Raw genomic sequence first — 18,604 nt, 5'->3', positions numbered from 1 at the left:
TGGCAGAAAATGACGTAATGGTACCTTAGCTCAGTTGGTAGAGCAACGGACTGAAAATCCGTGTGTCCCTGGTTCGATTCCTGGAGGTACCACATTACTCACAAAACCCACTCCACCGGAGTGGGTTTTTTCGTTCAAGGGCGCGTGGAAAGCGTGCTTTTCTAAGCGTCCGAAGAACGAAAAAACTACTGCCGCAGGCAGTAGGGTTTTGTATTTACAGCAGGGGTTCCAAAGGAACACCGAGCAAAGCGAAGGTAGCTCCCGGAACGCACTCCTGTAAAAATGAGCTTATTGACTGCTTGTTTCCTGCAGTAGAGACCGTTATCTTTTGTCACGGGGAGGGGGCTTTCCCCAATAGGTTAATTCCATTGGTTAAGTCCACAGACGTCAGCACCATCTTACCTGTTTAACACCCCTTGGTCTGTGCGAAACAAGGAAGCCCTTTACACCGGTATATCAACGTAATCGTTTATACCCTCCTCGGAAACTCAAATTCGATAACCTCATTTCTTATCCCAGGGTGATCAGCAAACACATGCCAGAAAGTTAACTCACCAAACCCGCTGCACCGGGTTCAGGCTGAACTGCTCCAGCTTAAGAGGCCCCGAGGCGTTGTTATTTACGTACAACAGGTTGTAATCCTCGTTGGGAAACAACTGGGCTGTCATTACGTACTGCCCTTTGTTGATGAACACTTCTACAGAGGAACGATCTACCAGCACCCTGACTTCTACTTCTCCTTCGGGCAGTCCGTGCACCGGCATCTGCTGAACAGCCCCGAACCCTTCTTTAAAATCAGTCTGCCCTGATGCAGAACGGTCCAGGCTGAACATTCCGGACTCCCCGTCCATCACAAGTTCTACCTTCTCACCCTCACCATTCTCAAGGACCATTGAAAAATTGCGCCCCGCGGTATTGAAGATCACTTCAGCCTGGCTTAAAAAAGTGGATTCCCTCACGATCTTATCCCCGGCTGGAATTTCAATGCTTTCTGCCTCTCTCTTCCCGATAATCTTATCCAACTCCTCTATGGGATAATTCAGTAAGCGCACGGTATCTTTTATCTTTTCAAGACTTAGTTTCCGGGGCAAGGTCATCGCACTTCTCCAGACCTCCGTAGGGGTATCGCGTGCGTAATCCCAGTTGCTCATCCAACCGATAAAGATCCGCTCTCCACCGGGGGCATGGTTATACGTTACCCCGGCGTAATTATCAGTTCCCCAGTCCAGCCAGCGGATGTCCTCGTGGTCTGCGGTAAATGTGGTCCCGTCAAAATCTCCGATAAAATACTGGGTACCACTACCCTTGTTGGGTGCTCCCGGATTTATACTGATGATCAGGACCCATCGCTCTTCCCCATCCACTTCTAAAGAGAACAGGTCCGGGCATTCCCACACCCCACCATGGGCACCACTCTCCTTCCCGAATTCGCTCATAAACTCCCACTGGGTCAGGTTCTCCGATCTGTAGAACTGGGCATGGTCCCCGGCAACAAGGGCCATAATCCAGTACTCTCCTTCCTCGTACCAGAAAACTTTAGGATCACGGAAATCCCGGATGCCCTCTTCATTATCTAAAACCGGGTTCCCCTCGTATTTGGACCAGTTCTCTCCCCCATCCATACTGTAGGCGATCCCCTGGGTCTGAAAGTCCGATGCTCCGGATTTTTCTCCTTCCGGGTCGTGGTAGGTATAGAATGCCACCAGGGGAGACTCTCCGGGAGGTGCTAAGCCAGAAGTGTTTTTTTCATCATATACCGCACTACCGGAAAATATATATCCAAGAGTATCGGGATATAATGCAATAGCCTTGTGTTCCCAATGCAGAAGATCATTACTGACGGCATGCCCCCAGTGCATGGGCCCCCATACTATGTCTTCCGGGTAATACTGGTAGAAAAGGTGGTAGGTCCCGTTTGCATAGACCAGGCCATTGGGATCATTCATCCATTTTGCAGGGGGTGTATAGTGATACTGAGGTCTGTACTGCTCCTGGTACACAAGGGTATCCACAATAATAGCATCCTCCCCCAGGCCCGATTTTGTTTTATCCTTACACGACAATACTGCAATTGCCATTACAACTAGCGCCAGAACGGTCACTGAAACTGTTTTCCTCATATCTTTCCCGCTTTAATTTTTAAAATTACTCAATTATTTTATCATATTCTTAAGGGAGACTCTATCCTGCAAAAGTCTTCAAAACACTATCTTTGTTATTAGAATCTTACTACGCACCGAATGCTTTTTACCAGGTTTATTTTTCTTTTTATCCTGATGGCTTCCTGCCAGGGACAGAAGACTATTGAAAAAACCCTGGAGCGCTATAATTCCGGAAGTATTCCCTACATCCAGGTCGATGAATTAGCCCGGGATGATAAGACCCTGCGGCTGGATGCCCGCGAAAAGGAAGAATTTTTGGTGAGCCACCTCCCCGGCGCCACCTGGGTTGGGTATAAAGACTTTGATATAGAAACGGTGCTGGACTACGTTCCTGACAAAGACACTGAAATCGTAGTTTACTGCTCGGTTGGGGTACGATCTGAAAGGATAGGGGAAGACCTTAAAGAAGCAGGGTTTACTAATGTCAAAAACCTGTACGGAGGAATTTTCGGCTGGAAGAATGCCGGGTACCCTGTGATGGATCCCGAAGGCAACCCTACACAAAAAGTGCATGCTTTCAGTAAATCCTGGGATCACCTGCTTAAAGCGGGAGAAAAAGTGTACAAGCGATAAAAATTATACTGTTTGATAAAAGATAAGAGATTACTACTAATTTTTACCCGGAATCCCGAATTGGGTAAATGCAAGACCCGTCTTGCATCAACAGTTGGTGACCAGGCCGCCCTGGACATTTATAAGTTCCTGTTAGAACATACAGCAGATGTTACTAAGCAGCTCCCTTTCACAAAGTGGGTTTGTTATTCGGAATCGATTAAACCGAACGATCACTGGGAGGCTGCAGCCTATGAAAAAAAACTGCAGGAGGGAGAAGATCTCGGGGAGCGTATGGAAAATGCCTTCAAAGCCGGTTTCGCGGCGGGTTTCGAACAGATTATAATTATTGGGAGTGATCTCTATGATCTGAACAGCAGGGATATACTACAGGCGTTTGAAGCATTAGACAGCTCCGAAGTTGTAATTGGTCCGGCCCAGGATGGGGGATATTACCTGCTGGGTATGAAGAAACTCCATCCCCCCGTTTTCCGGGACAAGAACTGGGGAATAAATTCCGTACTGCAAGACACTTACAGGGATCTCGATGAAGTAAATGTTACTAAATTGCAACTGAGAAATGATGTGGATGTTTACGAAGACATAGTCGATATTCCCGCATTTCAACCATTTTTAAAACATATAAAAAGATGACGCGTAAACAATTGGAAGAATCAGCTGCCTACCTGAGAGACAGGGGCTTTGAGGAACCCGAGATCGGTATAGTCCTGGGCACCGGCCTGGGGAAAATAGTAGAGGACATCCAGGACCAGGTGGTGGCTCACTATAACCATATTCCATTTTTCCCGCTGGCGACCGTTGAATTTCACAGCGGTAAACTTATATACGGCACCCTCCAGGACAAGAAGGTGGTAGTTATGCAGGGACGGTTTCATATGTATGAAGGTTATGATGTGCTCGATGTCACTTACCCGATCCGGGTTATGCATTTGCTGGGTATTAAAAAACTCTTCATATCCAATGCAGCAGGAGCCGTGAACCTGGATTTCAGGAAAGGTGACATCATGCTGATCGAGGACCACATCAACCTGCAGGGAGGGTCCCCCCTCGCTTTCAAAAACGTGGCCGAGTTCGGGGATCGTTTCGTGGATATGAGTGAACCTTATGATCCCGAAATGCGTAAACGTATTGAGGAGATTGCCGGGAAGGAAGGGATCAGCCTGAAGAAAGGAGTATACGCTTCTGTAATGGGGCCGCAGCTTGAAACCCGGGCAGAATACAGGATGCTTAAGATCCTGGGAGCGGACGCTGTGGGAATGAGTACAGTGCCGGAAGTAATTGTAGCGAATCATTTACGACTACCTGTAGTAGCGGTGTCTGTTTTGACTGACGAATGTGACCCTGATAACCTTGAGCCTGTTGATATCGAAGAGATCCTGGCCATTGCAGGCAAGACCGAGCCTAAAATGATAAAACTATTTAAAGAATTAATAAAGACATTATGAGCTACCTGAACGCCACCAACGAACTATACAAGGCTGCAGCTGAAACCCCGGACGTTGGTCTGTGCTGCACGACAAACCCGGTATGGCAGTTTCCCGGGCTTTCAATCCCGAAGATCATGCAGGAAATGAATTATGGCTGTGGAAGTACCGTCTCTGCCCAGGACCTGGTGAACAACCCCAAAGTATTGTATGTCGGTGTTGGAGGTGGAATGGAACTGCTGCAATTCGCTTATTTCTCACGTCAGCCTGGCGGGGTAACCGGGGTAGATGTCGTGGATGAAATGCTGGAAGCATCAAGGAAGAACTTTAAAATTGCCGAAGAAGAAAATGAATGGTTCAGCAGTGATTTTGTCAAGCTCGTAAAGGGAGATGCCCTGAATTTACCCGTTGAGGATGAGAGCATAGATGTAGCTGCACAAAATTGCCTGTTCAATATATTTAAGATAGATGACCTAAAGAAGGCGGTCTCCGAGATGTACCGTGTCCTTAAACCACATGGCCGACTTGTAATGAGCGATCCCACCTGTGAACAGGAGATGTCTGATGAATTGCGCAATGACGACAGGCTCCGGGCACTTTGCCTGAGCGGTAGCATTCCCATTGCAGATTACGTAAAAGTACTCACCGATGCAGGGTTCGGCACTATAGAGATCCGGGCAAGGAAATCGTACCGGGTTCTTGCACCCAATCACTACCCTACAGATGAATTGATCCATATAGAATCTATCGAGATCGCAGCGATAAAAGACCCTATGCCTGCAGACGGGCCCTGTGTCTTCACTGGAAAAACAGCTATCTATTACGGAGATGAAGAGTATTTTGACGACGGGAATGGCCATGTCCTGGTTCAGAACCAACCGATAGCAGTATGTGATAAAACAGCAGCTGCACTTGCAATGGCTGATCCCCGGATACATGTAAGCGAAAGTACCTGGCATTACGATGGGGGAGGTTGCTGCTAGCCTGAAGTGAATATCCTATGAACTATCTGACACCCATTTTTTTACTACTCTCCCTGGGAACAGCACTGCTGACCGGGCACTATGCCGGGTCAGCACCCGTTAAAATTGAGCAAAAGGATGACCTGCACATGTCTTGGCAATACCTGCTCAATAATTACGTGTCCAGGGAGGGAAATGTAAATTATTCAGGGATGAAAAAGGAAGTATCTGTACTGGATACCTACCTGGATGTACTTGCTGGTAACGTCCCTGCAACTGAATCCTCACGCGAAGAGAAAATGGCGTATTATATAAACCTGTATAATGCCGCAACAGTAAGACTGGTGCTGGAGCACTATCCTGTAAAAAGCATTAAAGACCTGGAAGATCCCTGGGACACGGAATGGATACGGCTTGGCGATCAGAAAGTATCCCTGGGATATATCGAAAACCAGGTTCTCCGTAAAATGGATGATCCGCGGATCCATTTTGCTATTAACTGTGCCTCCTACTCCTGCCCCGCCCTGTCTGCCGATGCTTATCGCGCGGATACATTGGAAGAACAGCTCCGGGATGCAACCCTTACCTTTATCAGGGATCCCAGGAAAAATACGATAGAGGCAGACCAGCTGTATATCTCCGCTATATTTGACTGGTACCGGGAGGATTTTACGGGAACCGGAACGCTCATCGATTACCTCAACCGTTATGCCCGGGTTCCTGTAAGCAAAAATGCCACGGTTAAATTCAAATCCTACGATTGGAAACTCAATGACTCCAACTAATCCGGATCTCAGCATTATTATCCCTGTCCTGGACGAAAGTGATGTTCTGCCCGGCCTTCTTGCACATCTGGAGCAGGTTAAAAGTGGGGAATTCCATTTGGAAACCATTGTTGTTGATGGGGGAAGCAGAGACGGTTCGGCGGAAATTGCCGCACAGCTGGGCGCCAGGGTAATTGACGCCCCAAGGGGGCGGGCCCGGCAAATGAATGCTGGTGCGATGGCAGCTTTTGGAAAGACCTTGTATTTCCTTCATGCAGATACTTTGCCGCCAAAAAATTTTGATCAGAAAATAAGAGACTCAATTAGTCCGGGAAGGCTTGCGGGCTGTTTCCGGATGCGATTTGATGACGGCCATCCTGTACTGCGATTCTTCGCCTGGTGCAGCCGTATCAACCTCCGGATTTGCCGTGGCGGAGATCAATCCCTATTTATTGATAAGGAATTCTTTAAATCCACAGGTGGCTTTAATACCAGCTATAACATCTATGAGGACAGTGAATTCATCGGCCGATTGTATGATCTGACACGATTTACTATCGTTGCTGATCACGTAGTGACTTCAGCCAGGAAATACCGGGTTGTCGGGGTATGGCGACTACAGTTCCATTTTGGAATGATCCACCTGAAAAAATTCCTGGGAGCAAGCCCTGAACAGCTTTTTTCCTATTATTCCAGGAATATCGTTTCCTGAATAACCACTATCTTTTACTGTAGTCCAGGATCGCCCCTTCGGAGATCCATTTAGCAAGGGCCTGCCTGTTATCCGGGTCAAGGATCCGCTGTTGATCCCGTTTGTTACGGAGGTTCCCGATCTCTATATAAGCCATTGCAGGCAAGGTGTTCTTTATAAGGTATAGACCACTGCGGTCCGTAAAGGTGCCTTCATACTGCCTGTTGGGTTGGTATTGGCGGTATTTGTGGTAGAAGGTGTCATGGATACTTTCTGCCAGGCGCTTCCCGTTCTTACTGTTTTCATGGTGGTAAAAGAAAACATCGATATTCTGGCCACGGCTGCGACTATCCACATGGGTCACAATTAACCTCTGGTATCTACCCATATTCTCGTAGTATAATTTATTCACCGCGTCCACGCGCTGGCGAAGCCTTTCCAACTGGTTCAACGGGATCTGCTGGTTGGGATACACCACTTCGTCATTATCTATTTCCAGGATACGTTCATCCCTTATCCCATCATTTTCATCACGGACGATGATATAAACCTTTGCTCCATGAGAAAGTAATTCCCTCGCCAATCGCAAAGTGACATCATAGGCATATTCATCTTCAGCAATGGTTTTACCCTGGTGTTCCTCTATGGCGCCGGGATCCGGTCCGCCATGTCCGGAAATAAGGTAATACACCGCTCCCTTGAGTTTTTCACTGACCGGGCTTACAAAAGCATATTTATTACCAAATAAGGGGTATTCCGTTCCCTTCGCCAGTGTTGCCACTGCCCCGTTGGTTTCAGGAGTTTCCGGGATATAGGGGATGCGGTATTTTCGCCCGGCGTAGAGCTCTTTGCCATCCCTCAGATTTACCTGGTTCATTTCCAGGAATGTGTCGTAGTATTTAAATGGGTCTACTCCTTGCTTCCTCAACAGGGAATATACCCCATCTCCCCGCTCTGCGGTAACTACAAGCAGACTGTCCTGCCCCATGGCATTAATAGCGAGAAGCAGGAATAATAAAGAAAGAAGAGGGTTGATTTTCACTTGTGGTGATTTTACTACAAAGATTATCAAATTTGAAATTCAAATCCAAGCAAGGACCGCTTTATATAATCAATCCTAAAATGCTTTGTAATAAGAGCGTATCACTTCTTCTGCAGGTTTATTCTGGGGTGTAAACCGGTTGTCATTACTTCCTCCTGCTTTTTCATGGTATGGAAACCACTTCCAGATAAACCCGCCGGCGAACCAGTCTTCTCTCCAGAACTCTTCAAAGATGGCTGTCTTCGCATTTACCTGCGCCTGCAAGTTGACCCCCTCTTCCGTCCGGTCAACCAACCATGGCTTATGGGCGGTATAATCCATACTTCTGTAACCGAATTCTGTGAAGATAACCTGTTTTTTGTGCAGGTTCGATTGCTCTTGCAAGGCTTTTTTCCAGGGCTGCCATCCCTCTCGCAATTCATCCGTACCGGGGGTTTTTTTGTCCGATAAAGGGAAATAAGCATCCACGCCTATATAGTCCAGGGAAGACCAGAAAGGGACCCTGCTGTATTCATCCCAGTTTGCTGCGTAGGTCAGTTTACCTTTATATACATTCCTTATTTTACCTATAAGCTGTTTCCAGTATCCCGGCCTGTGTTGTACAAACTGTTCCAGTTCTGTGCCTATGCAAAATATTTCTGCCTTGCTTTCTTCCGCTACCGAAGCGTAGGTTAGGATAAACTTTTCGTAAGAATCTTCCAGAACACTCCAATCCTCTTCGTTGGCCATCTTCATATTCCCGGTAAACTCACCTTTCCAGATCCAGATCTGTGGTTTAACCATAACCTTGATCCGGTTTTCATGCAGCAGTTCTATATACTGCATGACCCCCTGCCGCGTTTCACCGAACCACTGCCGATCTGTATTGAAAATGATCTCTGGAGAATCCAATTGCCGTATAAAACCGAAGGGCATGACCGCTGCATGTGAAACGTGCAGGTCTTTCAGCAGATCCACATTCTCCTGGACTGCCTTATCTCGGGTAGCCACAAAACTGACGCCGTTCATTTTCCGCACTACTTTGCTCCCGCATTGTAACTGCAGCAGACAGATAAATACAACCGCTAATTTTTTCATACGCCGGGTAATTACAATTAAAAATAAAGTATAATTCCACATCAGCTCCCTATTGATTGTTAAGTTTTATCTTTAAAGTCGACTTAACCCCTGTAAGCAAACCCATCCAATGGAGCACATCGTAATTATCGGGAATGGAATTTCAGGTATCACCGCAGCCAGGCATATCCGGAAACTTTCCGACAAAAGGATCACTATCATTTCTGATGAGACAGATTACTTCTTTTCGCGTACCGCCCTGATGTATGTCTACATGGGCCATATGCGATGGAAGGATATCGAGCCCTATGAGCCACATTTCTGGCAACAGAACAACATCGATCTACTCCGTGCAAGGGTCACCGATGTGCATCCCGATTCTAAAAAACTTACGTTATCTGATGGCAGTAGCTTTTCCTATGACACTCTTATCCTCGCCACAGGATCTGTAACCAACACCTTCGGATGGCCGGGATTGGACCTGGAAGGAGTACAGGGACTGGTCACTAAACAAGACCTGGAGGAGTTGGAAAAACACGCCCCTGATGCCGAGGCTTGCCCCAGGGCGGTAATCGTAGGGGGCGGACTGATCGGGGTGGAGCTGGCCGAGATGCTCAGAACCAGGGAAATTGAAGTAACCTTCCTGGTACGGGAAGGTGCCTTCTGGAATAATGTTCTCCCCGACAGGGAGGCCGGTATGATCAGTAGGCATATCCAATCTCATCATGTAGATTTAAGATTAAATACCAACCTGAAAGAGATTCTAGGAGATGAGAAGGGCAGGGTCTGTGGAGTTCTCACCGAAGATGGGGAAGAGATCAGCTGTAAGCTGGTTGGTATTACCACAGGGGTCAGACCTAACATCCAATTCTTACAGAACAGTCCGGTTCATACGGATAAGGGCATACTCGTAAACCGGTTTCTTGAAACAGGCATTCCCGGTATTTATGCAATTGGAGATTGTGCCCAGCAACGGGAACCTATAGGAGACAGGCCCGCGGTTGAAGCGGTATGGTATACGGGCCGGATCATGGGTGAGACCGTCGCCCGGACCATTTGCGGGCAAAGAACTCCTTATTCTCCGGGTAACTGGTTCAACAGTGCTAAATTCTTTGATATTGAATACCAGACTTATGGTTGGGTATCCTCCAAGAGAAAACGCCGGGAGCACGAAGCACATTTTCACTGGATTCACCCTGATGATGACAAATGTATCACCATAGCCTACCACGTTGACACCAAATTATTCCTGGGAATAAATACTTTTGGCATACGCATGAGGCACCAGGTGATAGACCGTTGGCTTACCGAGGGAAAAGACCTGCCTTACGTTGTGACCCATCTTAAGGATGCGAACTTTGATCCGGAGTTTTACGATCAGTACGAAAATGAGATCCTTTCAGCATATAACGCTGAATTTAAAACACAACTTAAACCTGCCAAAAAGAACTGGCACCGGATATTCTTTAATACGAAATAACTTATGGATACCAAGGATCAAAGTATGTCGCTGGCCGGGCAGCCACCCAAAGCCCTGGGTACTGGTCAGAAATTTGCCACAACCCTGGGACTCTCGGGTCTTCTTATTCTGTTGCTCGCGGTATTTAATGTCGATTTCCCCAATAAGGTACTCTGGCTTTCTGTATCCTTGGCAGCCATAAGTGCGGGTATAATCTGGTTTTCGGTACAGGCCTATACCGGGAAACATCCCGGCATTAAAAACGACGGAGTTTGGTTTAAATCGATCTCGGGAAGAGGTCTCTGGGCCTGGATGCTTGGGATCGTCCTTACCGGCTTCTATGTGATCCTCTATTTTTACCCCCAGTTCCTCGGGTTACGCCAGGGAGAAGATAACACCGGCATCATAGCCCTCTTTGACCCTCTTAGCCGGTTGTTAAGCGGTAACCCAGCCAGCCAGTGGTTTGTGTACGGCACCCTGTATACTATAGCTATCCTGGCGTTCGGCGTAAAGTTCATTCTGAAATACAGGCATAATCGTTACGAGAAATTACGCACCTACAGCGTTATGTTTTTCCAGACGGGTTTTGCCTTCCTAATCCCGGAATTCATGGCCAGGTTAAATGGGGACCTTCCGTATTACGACCTGAAAAATATCTGGCCTCTTAATTATTATATGTTCGAACAATACCGGGTGAACGCATTTATCGATGCCGGGAATATTGGGCTGGCCATGCTGATCTTCGGGGTACTTTCCATATTCGTTATCACCCCTGTCCTCACTTACAAATATGGGAAACGTTGGTACTGTTCCTGGGTATGTGGGTGTGGCGGCCTGGCAGAAACGGCCGGAGACCCTTTCAGACATCTCAGCGATAAACGGATGGTTGCCTGGAAGATCGAGCGATGGGTGGTTCACAGCGTGGTGGTCTTTGTAACCCTTATGACCACTGCTGTAATCTACTCTTACCTGGGAAATGACAGCAGTAAATACTGGCTCACCCGGGATGTCTTCCTCATCGGGGTTGGAGTATTACTGACCCTTGTCTTTGGCTGGGCCATGATCTTCCGGAGAAACCAGTTAAAGAAGGACGCCCAGTATGGTGCCATCGGTTATTTTATTATCATTATTGCGCTTATAGGCTTTCATTACCTCAGCGGGAACGGGCAGGTCTTTTTGTTTTCTTCAGGAACATTAAGGAAGACCTATGCCTTTCTGATAGGGAGTATATTTTCCGGCGTTATCGGCACAGGATTCTACCCCATTTTCGGAAACAGGGTATGGTGCAGGTTTGGTTGCCCTATGGCAGCTATCCTTGGATTCCAGCAGCGCCTGTTCTCCCGGTTCAGGATCACTACCAACGGAGGGCAGTGTATTTCCTGCGGGAACTGTTCCACCTATTGTGAGATGGGAATTGATGTACGCGCATATGCCCAGAAAGGCGAGAATATCGTTCGCTCCAGCTGTGTAGGTTGTGGTATCTGTTCTGCCGTCTGTCCAAGGGGAGTGCTTAAATTAGAGAATGGCCCATTGGAGGGCCGGATCAACAGCAGGGAAGTACTCCTTGGAAATGATGTTGATCTCATGGACCTGGTAAACAAGCAATAATGATTTCTTATCCAGCCCATTGCGTAATAGAAATTATTTTTAACCGGAAGCCTTAAGTTCAGGAGATAATACTACTTTTGACACGCCAATCAAAAATGAAAAACCAAGTTCTCTGAATTCACTGTACTACCGTTTCTCTACAGAATCAGCAATATCAACAATCCCTCTGAAAACGGGATATAAGTTGCTCAGATCTCCCCACCATGACAGATATTAAGGTCGTAATTCCAGCTTTTAACGAAGAAGATTCAATTGCAAAAGTCCTGGCTGAAATTCCCTCGAGAGTTTCCGAGGTGATCGTGGTGAGCAATGCTTCTACCGATGATACGATGGCCAGGGCCAGGGAAGCAGGCGCAACCGTATTGTCGGAAAACAGGCAGGGCTACGGGTATGCATGCCTGAAAGGATTAAATTACATCAGCAGCCAATCCAAAACACCCGATATTATCGTATTTATGGATGCCGATTATTCTGACTATCCCGAAGAGTTGCACCAGCTGGTGGAGCCTATTGAAAAAGGAGATTATGATATGGTGATCGGTGCACGTGTAAAAGATAAACGTGAAACCCGGTCCATGACACCTCAACAGGTGTTTGGAAACTGGTTAGCAACGTTCCTGATGAAATTGTTTTTTGGAGCAAATTATACAGACCTGGGTCCGTTCAGAGCCATTCGATATGACAAATTGGTGTTGTTAGGAATGGAAGACAAGACCTACGGTTGGACAGTGGAAATGCAACTGAAAGCACTAAAACACAAGCTGGCATATACCGAAGTACCAGTGGGTTACAGGAAAAGAATTGGCATATCCAAGGTGTCCGGTACCGTAAAAGGTACTATATTTGCAGGCGTTAAAATCCTTGGTTGGATATTTAAATACAGTTTTAAATAAATAAATGGGACTAACAATCACTTACATCATTATTGCAATCTACAGTATTGCATTGTTGCTAATTTTCTTCTACAGCCTGGCACAACTGAACCTATTGGTCAATTACCTGGGCCACAAAAAAGTCAATGCCTACGCTCCAAAATTCAATCTTTTGGATCCCAAGGAAATTCCTTTTGTTACCATCCAGCTTCCCATTTATAACGAAGAGTACGTAGTTGAACGTTTGTTAGAGAACATATCGAAGATCGAATACCCAACAAACAAACTGGAGATCCAGGTGCTGGACGACTCTACGGACGACTCTGTTCATGATACAGCAGAAAGAATTAAAGCATTACAAGAAACCGGGCTGGACATCCAGCATATCCGCAGGGAGAACAGGTCCGGGTTCAAGGCAGGAGCCCTGAAAGAAGGCCTGAAGATCGCGAAAGGTGACTTCATTGCCATTTTCGACGCAGATTTCCTTCCTTCTGCCGACTGGCTTAAGAAAACAGTGATCTACTTCAAAGATGAAGAGATCGGGGTGGTACAAACCCGTTGGGGACACATCAACAGGGACTATTCTACACTGACCAGGATACAGGCATTTGCCTTAGATGCTCACTTTACCCTGGAACAGGTTGGAAGGAATGCCAAAGGTCACTTTATCAATTTTAACGGTACAGCAGGAATCTGGAGAAAAGAATGTATTCTTGATGCGGGTAACTGGGAAGGAGATACCCTGACAGAAGACCTGGATCTCAGCTACCGCGCCCAATTAAAGAACTGGAAATTTAAATACCTGGAAGATGTAGAGACTCCGGCTGAACTTCCCGTGGTCATCAGTGCTGCCCGCTCCCAGCAATTCCGTTGGAACAAAGGAGGTGCAGAGAACTTTAAGAAAACCGTCTGGAGTGTTATCAAAGCCAAAAACATACCATTCAAAACTAAGTTTCACGGGGTGATGCACCTGCTGAACAGTTCCATGTTCCTTTGTGTTTTCCTCGTGGCGTTATTGAGTATACCCATGCTCTATATCAAGAACATGTACGGTCACCTGGGATGGGTCTTTGAAGTAACGAGCTTCTTTATAGTGAGTACCATTATCCTGTTTGTTTGTTACTGGTTTACTTACAAGAGTATACAGGGAAGCAGTTTTGATAATTTCGTGGACTATATCAAACTCTTTTTCACCTTCTTTTCGGTAGCTCTTGGCTTTTCCCTTCACAATACCGTTGCGGTACTGGAGGGCCATATGGGCAAAAGAAGTGAATTTGTAAGAACACCAAAGTTCAACATTAACAATTTAACCGATAGCTGGAAAGGGAATAAATACCTTACCACGAAGCTCTCCCCGAATATGATCCTGGAGTTTGGTTTAATGCTGTACTTCCTGTTTGGGATGTATAGTGCTATTCCACTGAATGATTTCGGTCTTTTCCCGTTCCACTTTATGTTGTTCCTGGGATTTGGCTTTGTATTCTTCAAGTCACTCACTTCTAAAGCATAATTTACAGGCCCCATCAAGGGGCCTTTTTTTTCTTCCCCCTTTCCGCTTCAGAAAATAATTATATTTTTAATATTTTCGGTGCCTACTAATCCAACTAACCGTTTCATTATGCTTGGCAGGGCTGTCTCTTACTGGAATCTCCACAGGTTCCCCCTGCTTATGGTTTTGTTCACGTTGCTGTTTTACTGGGTGACAGGATACGCGCTGGCACGGGAAGATACCATCCGCTTTTTCTGTCTTTACGGGGCACTCTTCTTCTTTTGTTTTAAACTCATACAGTTCGAAAAATGGAACTACAGGTTCTTACTGGTAAGTGGTATCCTGTTCCGACTTGTGCTGCTTTTCGCAATGCCTAACCTGTCACAGGATTTCTATAGGTTCCTGTGGGATGGGCACCTCGTCCTGGATGGGATCAACCCCTACCTGAGCAAACCGAACGATCTTATCTCCGAACTTGGAACTGATCCGTACTTCGCTGCACTACATACCGGTATGGGAGACCTCAGTGCCGGGAACTTCAGTAATTACCCGCCGCTGAACCAGTTCTTCTTTACCCTGGCAGCACTGCTAGGTGGCAAAAGTATATTAGGGGGTATACTGACCTTAAGATTCATTATTATCACTGCAGACCTGGGGATCATCTACGTAGGACGATTGTTACTCAAAAAAATGAACAGGTCAGCACACCTGATATTCTGGTATTTCCTGAACCCCTTGGTGATCCTGGAGTTAACTGGGAACCTGCATTTTGAGGGAGTAATGCTCTTTTTCATGGTAGCAGCCCTCTACCTGCTGATCAGTAAAAGAACCCTGCTTGCCTCTTTGGCATACGGCGCCTCTGTTGTAGTCAAGCTGATTCCTTTGATGCTCTTACCGCTTCTTTTCACAGCCCTGGGATTACGGAAAAGCCTCTTGTTCTATGTGGGCACCGGCCTGGCTGTGATCCTGAGTTTCCTGTATTTCTACACCCCCGAATTTTTGCACAACTTCCTGGCCACCCTTCACCTCTGGTTTTCAAATTTTGAATTCAATGCCGGGATTTACAATGGCATCAAACAGATCGCGATTCAGTTTGATGCAAAGCCCTGGGAACTTATACGGTGGTACGGAAACCTTATTCCCTACACAACTGTGGCCCTGGTATTGTTCTACACTTTTTATAAAAGAGATTCTTCATTACCCCATCTCATCAATTCCATGATGTGGGTCATGGTCATCTATTACCTGCTGGCACCCGTAGTACATCCCTGGTACCTGATCGTACCCCTTTTGCTGAGTCTTTTCACGCCTTACCGGTTTCCTATCGTGTGGTCCGTGGTTGCCATTCTCAGTTATACTGCTTATGCCAACCCAGGCTACAAGGAAAGTATGCTTGCAATCTCTATTGAGTATTTAGCAGTTTTAGGAATGATGGGCTATGAATTATTCAGAAAGAGGCGGGGATAAATCTTAATCTCCAAAAATTGAACACTTTACGAGGTCAATTCAATTTAATTTGTACTTTTGATTACAATGAATACTAAAGCACATAACTTTTTGATTACCCGGAGCTCTTTCCCGGTCACTCGTTTTGTGCCCACACGTCGCCGCCCGTAAGGGTGCGTTTCTTCTTTGGAAATAGGTGAGTCCATTTCCGCAAAATCAACAAAATTCTTTCTTTTAATTTATCAACCCTATTCGGCAATGAAAATTGTTATTGCTAACGAATCACATATTAAGTATGCCCAGGTCATAGCGGATACTATCTCCGAGTCAGCTAAGGTCCGGGGTACAGGGATTGCAAAACGCAGTCCGGAATATATCGTAAAAAGACTGGTCAATGGTAATGCCATTATCGCCCTTGATGGGGATACCTTCGCGGGGTTCTGCTATATCGAGGTCTGGGGGCACCAGAAATTCGTCGCCAACTCGGGCTTAATCGTGCATCCCGATTTCAGGAACCAGGGGCTAGCCAAAAAGATAAAGAAGGCCATTTTTGAACTTTCAAGGGAAAAATTCCCCGATGCCAAAATTTTTGGGATCACCACAGGCCTTGCCGTAATGAAGATGAATTACGAGCTGGGATATAAACCCGTCACATTTTCCGAACTTACAGATGACCCTGAATTCTGGAAAGGATGCCAGACCTGTAAGAATTTTGATATCCTGACGAGGACAGAACAGAAGATGTGTCTCTGCACAGGGATGTTATATGATCCGGCACAGGAAAAATCTGCTCTCCAGAAGAAAGAAGTGAATAGTAAAGCATTTAAAAGATTAAAAAGTATCAAGGAGCAATTGTTCCTTAAAAAGAAAGACTCATGAAAAAATTAGTACTGGCATACAGCGGAGGACTGGATACTTCCTACTGCGCTAAATATTTATCAGAAGACCAGGGATACGAGGTACATGCCGTGACCGTAAATACCGGTGGATTTGAAAAGGAAGAGATCGAAGAAATCAGGAACAAAGCCCTGGAGCTTGGAGCGACCAATTATAAATGCATAGATGCCCTGGAGTCCTTCTATGAGAAGGTGGTAAAATACCTGGTATTCGGGAATGTTCTCAGGAACAACACCTATCCCTTATCTGTTAGTGCAGAGCGAATTGTACAAGCGGTAGAAATAGCCAATTATGCAAAATCTGTAGGGGCAGACGCTATTGCCCATGGCAGCACCGGCGCAGGGAATGACCAGGTCAGATTTGATATGATCTTCCAGATCATGGCACCTGACATCCGGATCATTACTCCCATCCGCGATATGAGATTATCCAGGGAGGAAGAGATCAGCTATCTTAAAGCTCATGGGGTGGATGCCTCCTGGGAAAAATCCAAGTACTCTGTCAACAAAGGACTCTGGGGTACTTCTGTAGGAGGAGCAGAAACCCTTACTTCAGAGAAACCCCTCCCGCCGGAAGCCTATCCCAGCCAGCTTACAGCATCGGGTACCCGGGAAGTAAACCTAACTTTTACCAAAGGAGAACTGGCTGCGATAGACGGTAAGGAAGACAGTCCCGTTAACAATATCATTCAGCTGGAAAAAATTGCTTCCGCATTTGCAATTGGCAGGGACATCCATGTGGGAGATACCATTATAGGTATCAAAGGCCGGGTCGGGTTCGAGGCTGCTGCTTCCCTGATCATTATCAAAGCACATCACTTGTTAGAGAAACACACCCTGAGTAAATGGCAGCAATTCCAGAAAGAACAACTGGCTAATTTCTATGGCATGCTGCTCCACGAAGGGAACTACCTGGACGAGGTAATGCGAAATATTGAGGCCTTCCTGCAGGATACTCAAAGGAATGTATCGGGAACCGTATCCGTCAGCCTGCATCCCTATCGTTTTGAACTCAACGGGATTAATTCAAAACACGACCTGATGAATGCCTCATTTGGCCAGTATGGCGAAATGAACAAAGCATGGACCGCTGAAGATGCCAAAGGCTTTATCAAGATATTATCTAACCAGGGTAAGATCGCGACCCACGTAAACCAGAACTCATGATCAGAGCAGGAATAATCGGAGGGTCGGGCTATACCGGCGGGGAACTTATCAGGATCCTTTTAATGCATCCGGACGCAGAGATCTCTTTCGTTTACAGTACCACCCGGGCCGGAACTAAAATTTCAGATACCCACCCGGACCTTCTCGGGGTTACGGATATGCGATTCACTGGTACAGTGGATTCCGGTGTGGATGTGGTTTTCCTGTGCCTTGGACACGGCAACTCCACCGCTTTTCTCAAGGCTAACAGCTTTTCGGAACAAACCAAGGTGATCGACCTAAGTAACGATTTCAGGTTGGCAGGCGATGCTTCACTCGACGACAGGCGGTTTGTTTACGGTCTACCTGAACTGAACAGGGAGAAGATACGGAACGCCGGTCATATTGCTAATCCCGGTTGCTTTGCCACAGCCATACAGTTAGCCTTACTCCCCCTGGCTAGTAAGCAAAAGCTGGGGAATGATGTTCATATCAATGCCATGACAGGAAGTACGGGAGCCGGAGTTGCCACTTCTGCCACAACCCATTTCAGCTGGAGAAATAATAATATCTCGTGGTATAAGCCCTTTACGCATCAGCATATGGGAGAAATAAGTGAAAGCCTGCAAAGCCTGCAGGATGAAATCCCCCCTATCCACTTCCTGCCAATGCGTGGGAATTTCACCAGGGGCATTTTTGCCACAGCCTATACCCGGTATACGGATAGCCTGGAATCAGCGGAAGCTCTCTACCGGGAATTCTATCAAGATGCCAGCTTTACCCATGTTTCAGACCAACCCCTGGATCTCAAGCAGGTCGTCAATACCAACCAATGCCACTTACACCTGCACAAACATGATGACCTGCTACTGGTTAGCTCGGCGATCGATAATTTGTTAAAAGGAGCCTCGGGCCAGGCCGTTCAGAATATGAACCTGATGTTCGGGGTGGAGGAAGGATCCGGTTTACAATTAAAATCAGGAGTATTCTAGTGTTCAGCCATCCTGACAACCA

17 protein-coding genes and 1 tRNA gene are annotated in these 18,604 nt (G+C 46.5%); 15 read left to right on the top strand and 3 right to left on the bottom strand.

The genetic code is table 11. The features are described from left to right. The first annotated feature begins 19 nt into the window (after window positions 1–19). Window positions 20–92, top strand: a tRNA-Phe gene (locus tag CLV82_RS05645). 459 nt (window positions 93–551) lie between these two features. On the opposite strand, the gene CLV82_RS05640 is transcribed toward CLV82_RS05645, so the two are convergent. Beyond that, the gene (locus tag CLV82_RS05640) at window positions 552–2,120 is read right to left on the bottom strand and encodes a glycoside hydrolase family 32 protein (RefSeq protein WP_208107968.1); all 1,569 of its coding nucleotides are present in this window, start codon (window positions 2,118–2,120) and stop codon (window positions 552–554) included. Between the two features lie 120 nt (window positions 2,121–2,240). Here CLV82_RS05640 and CLV82_RS05635 point away from each other — a divergent pair, with 120 nt between their 5' ends. Genes CLV82_RS05635 through CLV82_RS05610 form a run of 6 tightly spaced genes read left to right on the top strand, consistent with a single transcriptional unit; the run spans window position 2,241 to window position 6,597 of the window. Further along, entirely contained in the window at window positions 2,241–2,735 is a 495-nt protein-coding gene (locus CLV82_RS05635; protein ID WP_133643303.1) for a rhodanese-like domain-containing protein, read from the top strand. Between the two features lie 12 nt (window positions 2,736–2,747). Further along, window positions 2,748–3,368, top strand: a complete 621-nt coding sequence (locus tag CLV82_RS05630; RefSeq protein ID WP_133643302.1) for a TIGR04282 family arsenosugar biosynthesis glycosyltransferase — start codon at window positions 2,748–2,750, stop codon at window positions 3,366–3,368. Next, complete coding sequence (locus CLV82_RS05625; RefSeq protein WP_133643301.1) at window positions 3,365–4,180, top strand: purine-nucleoside phosphorylase; 816 nt, start codon at window positions 3,365–3,367, stop codon at window positions 4,178–4,180. The genes CLV82_RS05630 and CLV82_RS05625 overlap by 4 nt, the downstream gene beginning before the upstream one ends. Next, on the top strand, window positions 4,177–5,142 hold the full coding sequence (arsM, locus tag CLV82_RS05620; protein WP_133643300.1) for an arsenosugar biosynthesis arsenite methyltransferase ArsM: 966 nt from the start codon (window positions 4,177–4,179) through the stop codon (window positions 5,140–5,142). The genes CLV82_RS05625 and arsM overlap by 4 nt, the downstream gene beginning before the upstream one ends. A 17-nt stretch (window positions 5,143–5,159) precedes the next feature. Further along, window positions 5,160–5,906, top strand: a complete 747-nt coding sequence (locus CLV82_RS05615) for a DUF547 domain-containing protein (protein ID WP_133643299.1) — start codon at window positions 5,160–5,162, stop codon at window positions 5,904–5,906. Next, window positions 5,893–6,597, top strand: a complete 705-nt coding sequence (locus CLV82_RS05610) for a TIGR04283 family arsenosugar biosynthesis glycosyltransferase (protein WP_133643298.1) — start codon at window positions 5,893–5,895, stop codon at window positions 6,595–6,597. The genes CLV82_RS05615 and CLV82_RS05610 overlap by 14 nt, the downstream gene beginning before the upstream one ends. Window positions 6,598–6,604: 7 nt before the next feature. Here the strand turns inward: CLV82_RS05610 and CLV82_RS05605 are convergent, their stop codons facing one another. Continuing rightward, complete coding sequence (locus CLV82_RS05605; RefSeq protein ID WP_317128271.1) at window positions 6,605–7,618, bottom strand: N-acetylmuramoyl-L-alanine amidase family protein; 1,014 nt, start codon at window positions 7,616–7,618, stop codon at window positions 6,605–6,607. Between the two features lie 75 nt (window positions 7,619–7,693). After that, window positions 7,694–8,695 (bottom strand): glycoside hydrolase family 113, encoded by a 1,002-nt coding sequence (locus CLV82_RS05600; protein ID WP_133643297.1) that lies wholly within the window; start codon window positions 8,693–8,695, stop codon window positions 7,694–7,696. 109 nt (window positions 8,696–8,804) lie between these two features. Between CLV82_RS05600 and CLV82_RS05595 the strand changes: the two genes are divergently transcribed. The 8 genes from CLV82_RS05595 (at window position 8,805) to argC (ending at window position 18,582) form a co-directional block, all read left to right on the top strand. Further along, entirely contained in the window at window positions 8,805–10,154 is a 1,350-nt protein-coding gene (locus CLV82_RS05595; protein ID WP_133643296.1) for an NAD(P)/FAD-dependent oxidoreductase, read from the top strand. 3 nt (window positions 10,155–10,157) lie between these two features. Next, complete coding sequence (locus tag CLV82_RS05590; protein WP_133643295.1) at window positions 10,158–11,741, top strand: 4Fe-4S binding protein; 1,584 nt, start codon at window positions 10,158–10,160, stop codon at window positions 11,739–11,741. A 203-nt stretch (window positions 11,742–11,944) separates the two neighbouring features. Next, window positions 11,945–12,634 (top strand): glycosyltransferase family 2 protein, encoded by a 690-nt coding sequence (locus CLV82_RS05585; protein ID WP_133643294.1) that lies wholly within the window; start codon window positions 11,945–11,947, stop codon window positions 12,632–12,634. Between the two features lie 4 nt (window positions 12,635–12,638). Then, window positions 12,639–14,123: a cellulose synthase family protein gene (locus CLV82_RS05580; RefSeq protein ID WP_133643293.1), complete on the top strand. Its 1,485-nt coding sequence runs from the start codon at window positions 12,639–12,641 to the stop codon at window positions 14,121–14,123. A gap of 108 nt (window positions 14,124–14,231) precedes the next feature. Then, window positions 14,232–15,569 (top strand): polyprenol phosphomannose-dependent alpha 1,6 mannosyltransferase MptB, encoded by a 1,338-nt coding sequence (mptB, locus tag CLV82_RS05575; RefSeq protein WP_133643292.1) that lies wholly within the window; start codon window positions 14,232–14,234, stop codon window positions 15,567–15,569. 237 nt (window positions 15,570–15,806) lie between these two features. Further along, window positions 15,807–16,427, top strand: coding sequence for a GNAT family N-acetyltransferase (locus CLV82_RS05570; protein ID WP_133643291.1), 621 nt, complete (start codon window positions 15,807–15,809; stop codon window positions 16,425–16,427). After that, window positions 16,424–17,611, top strand: coding sequence for an argininosuccinate synthase (locus CLV82_RS05565; RefSeq protein ID WP_133643290.1), 1,188 nt, complete (start codon window positions 16,424–16,426; stop codon window positions 17,609–17,611). Before CLV82_RS05570 ends, CLV82_RS05565 begins: the two co-directional genes overlap by 4 nt. Further along, entirely contained in the window at window positions 17,608–18,582 is a 975-nt protein-coding gene (gene argC / locus CLV82_RS05560; protein ID WP_133643289.1) for an N-acetyl-gamma-glutamyl-phosphate reductase, read from the top strand. The genes CLV82_RS05565 and argC overlap by 4 nt, the downstream gene beginning before the upstream one ends. Window positions 18,583–18,604: the final 22 nt, after the last annotated feature.

The sequence above is a fragment of the Zeaxanthinibacter enoshimensis genome (assembly GCF_004362865.1).
Lineage (GTDB): Bacteria > Bacteroidota > Bacteroidia > Flavobacteriales > Flavobacteriaceae > Zeaxanthinibacter > Zeaxanthinibacter enoshimensis.
This window is presented reverse-complemented; position numbering and strand designations above follow the sequence as displayed.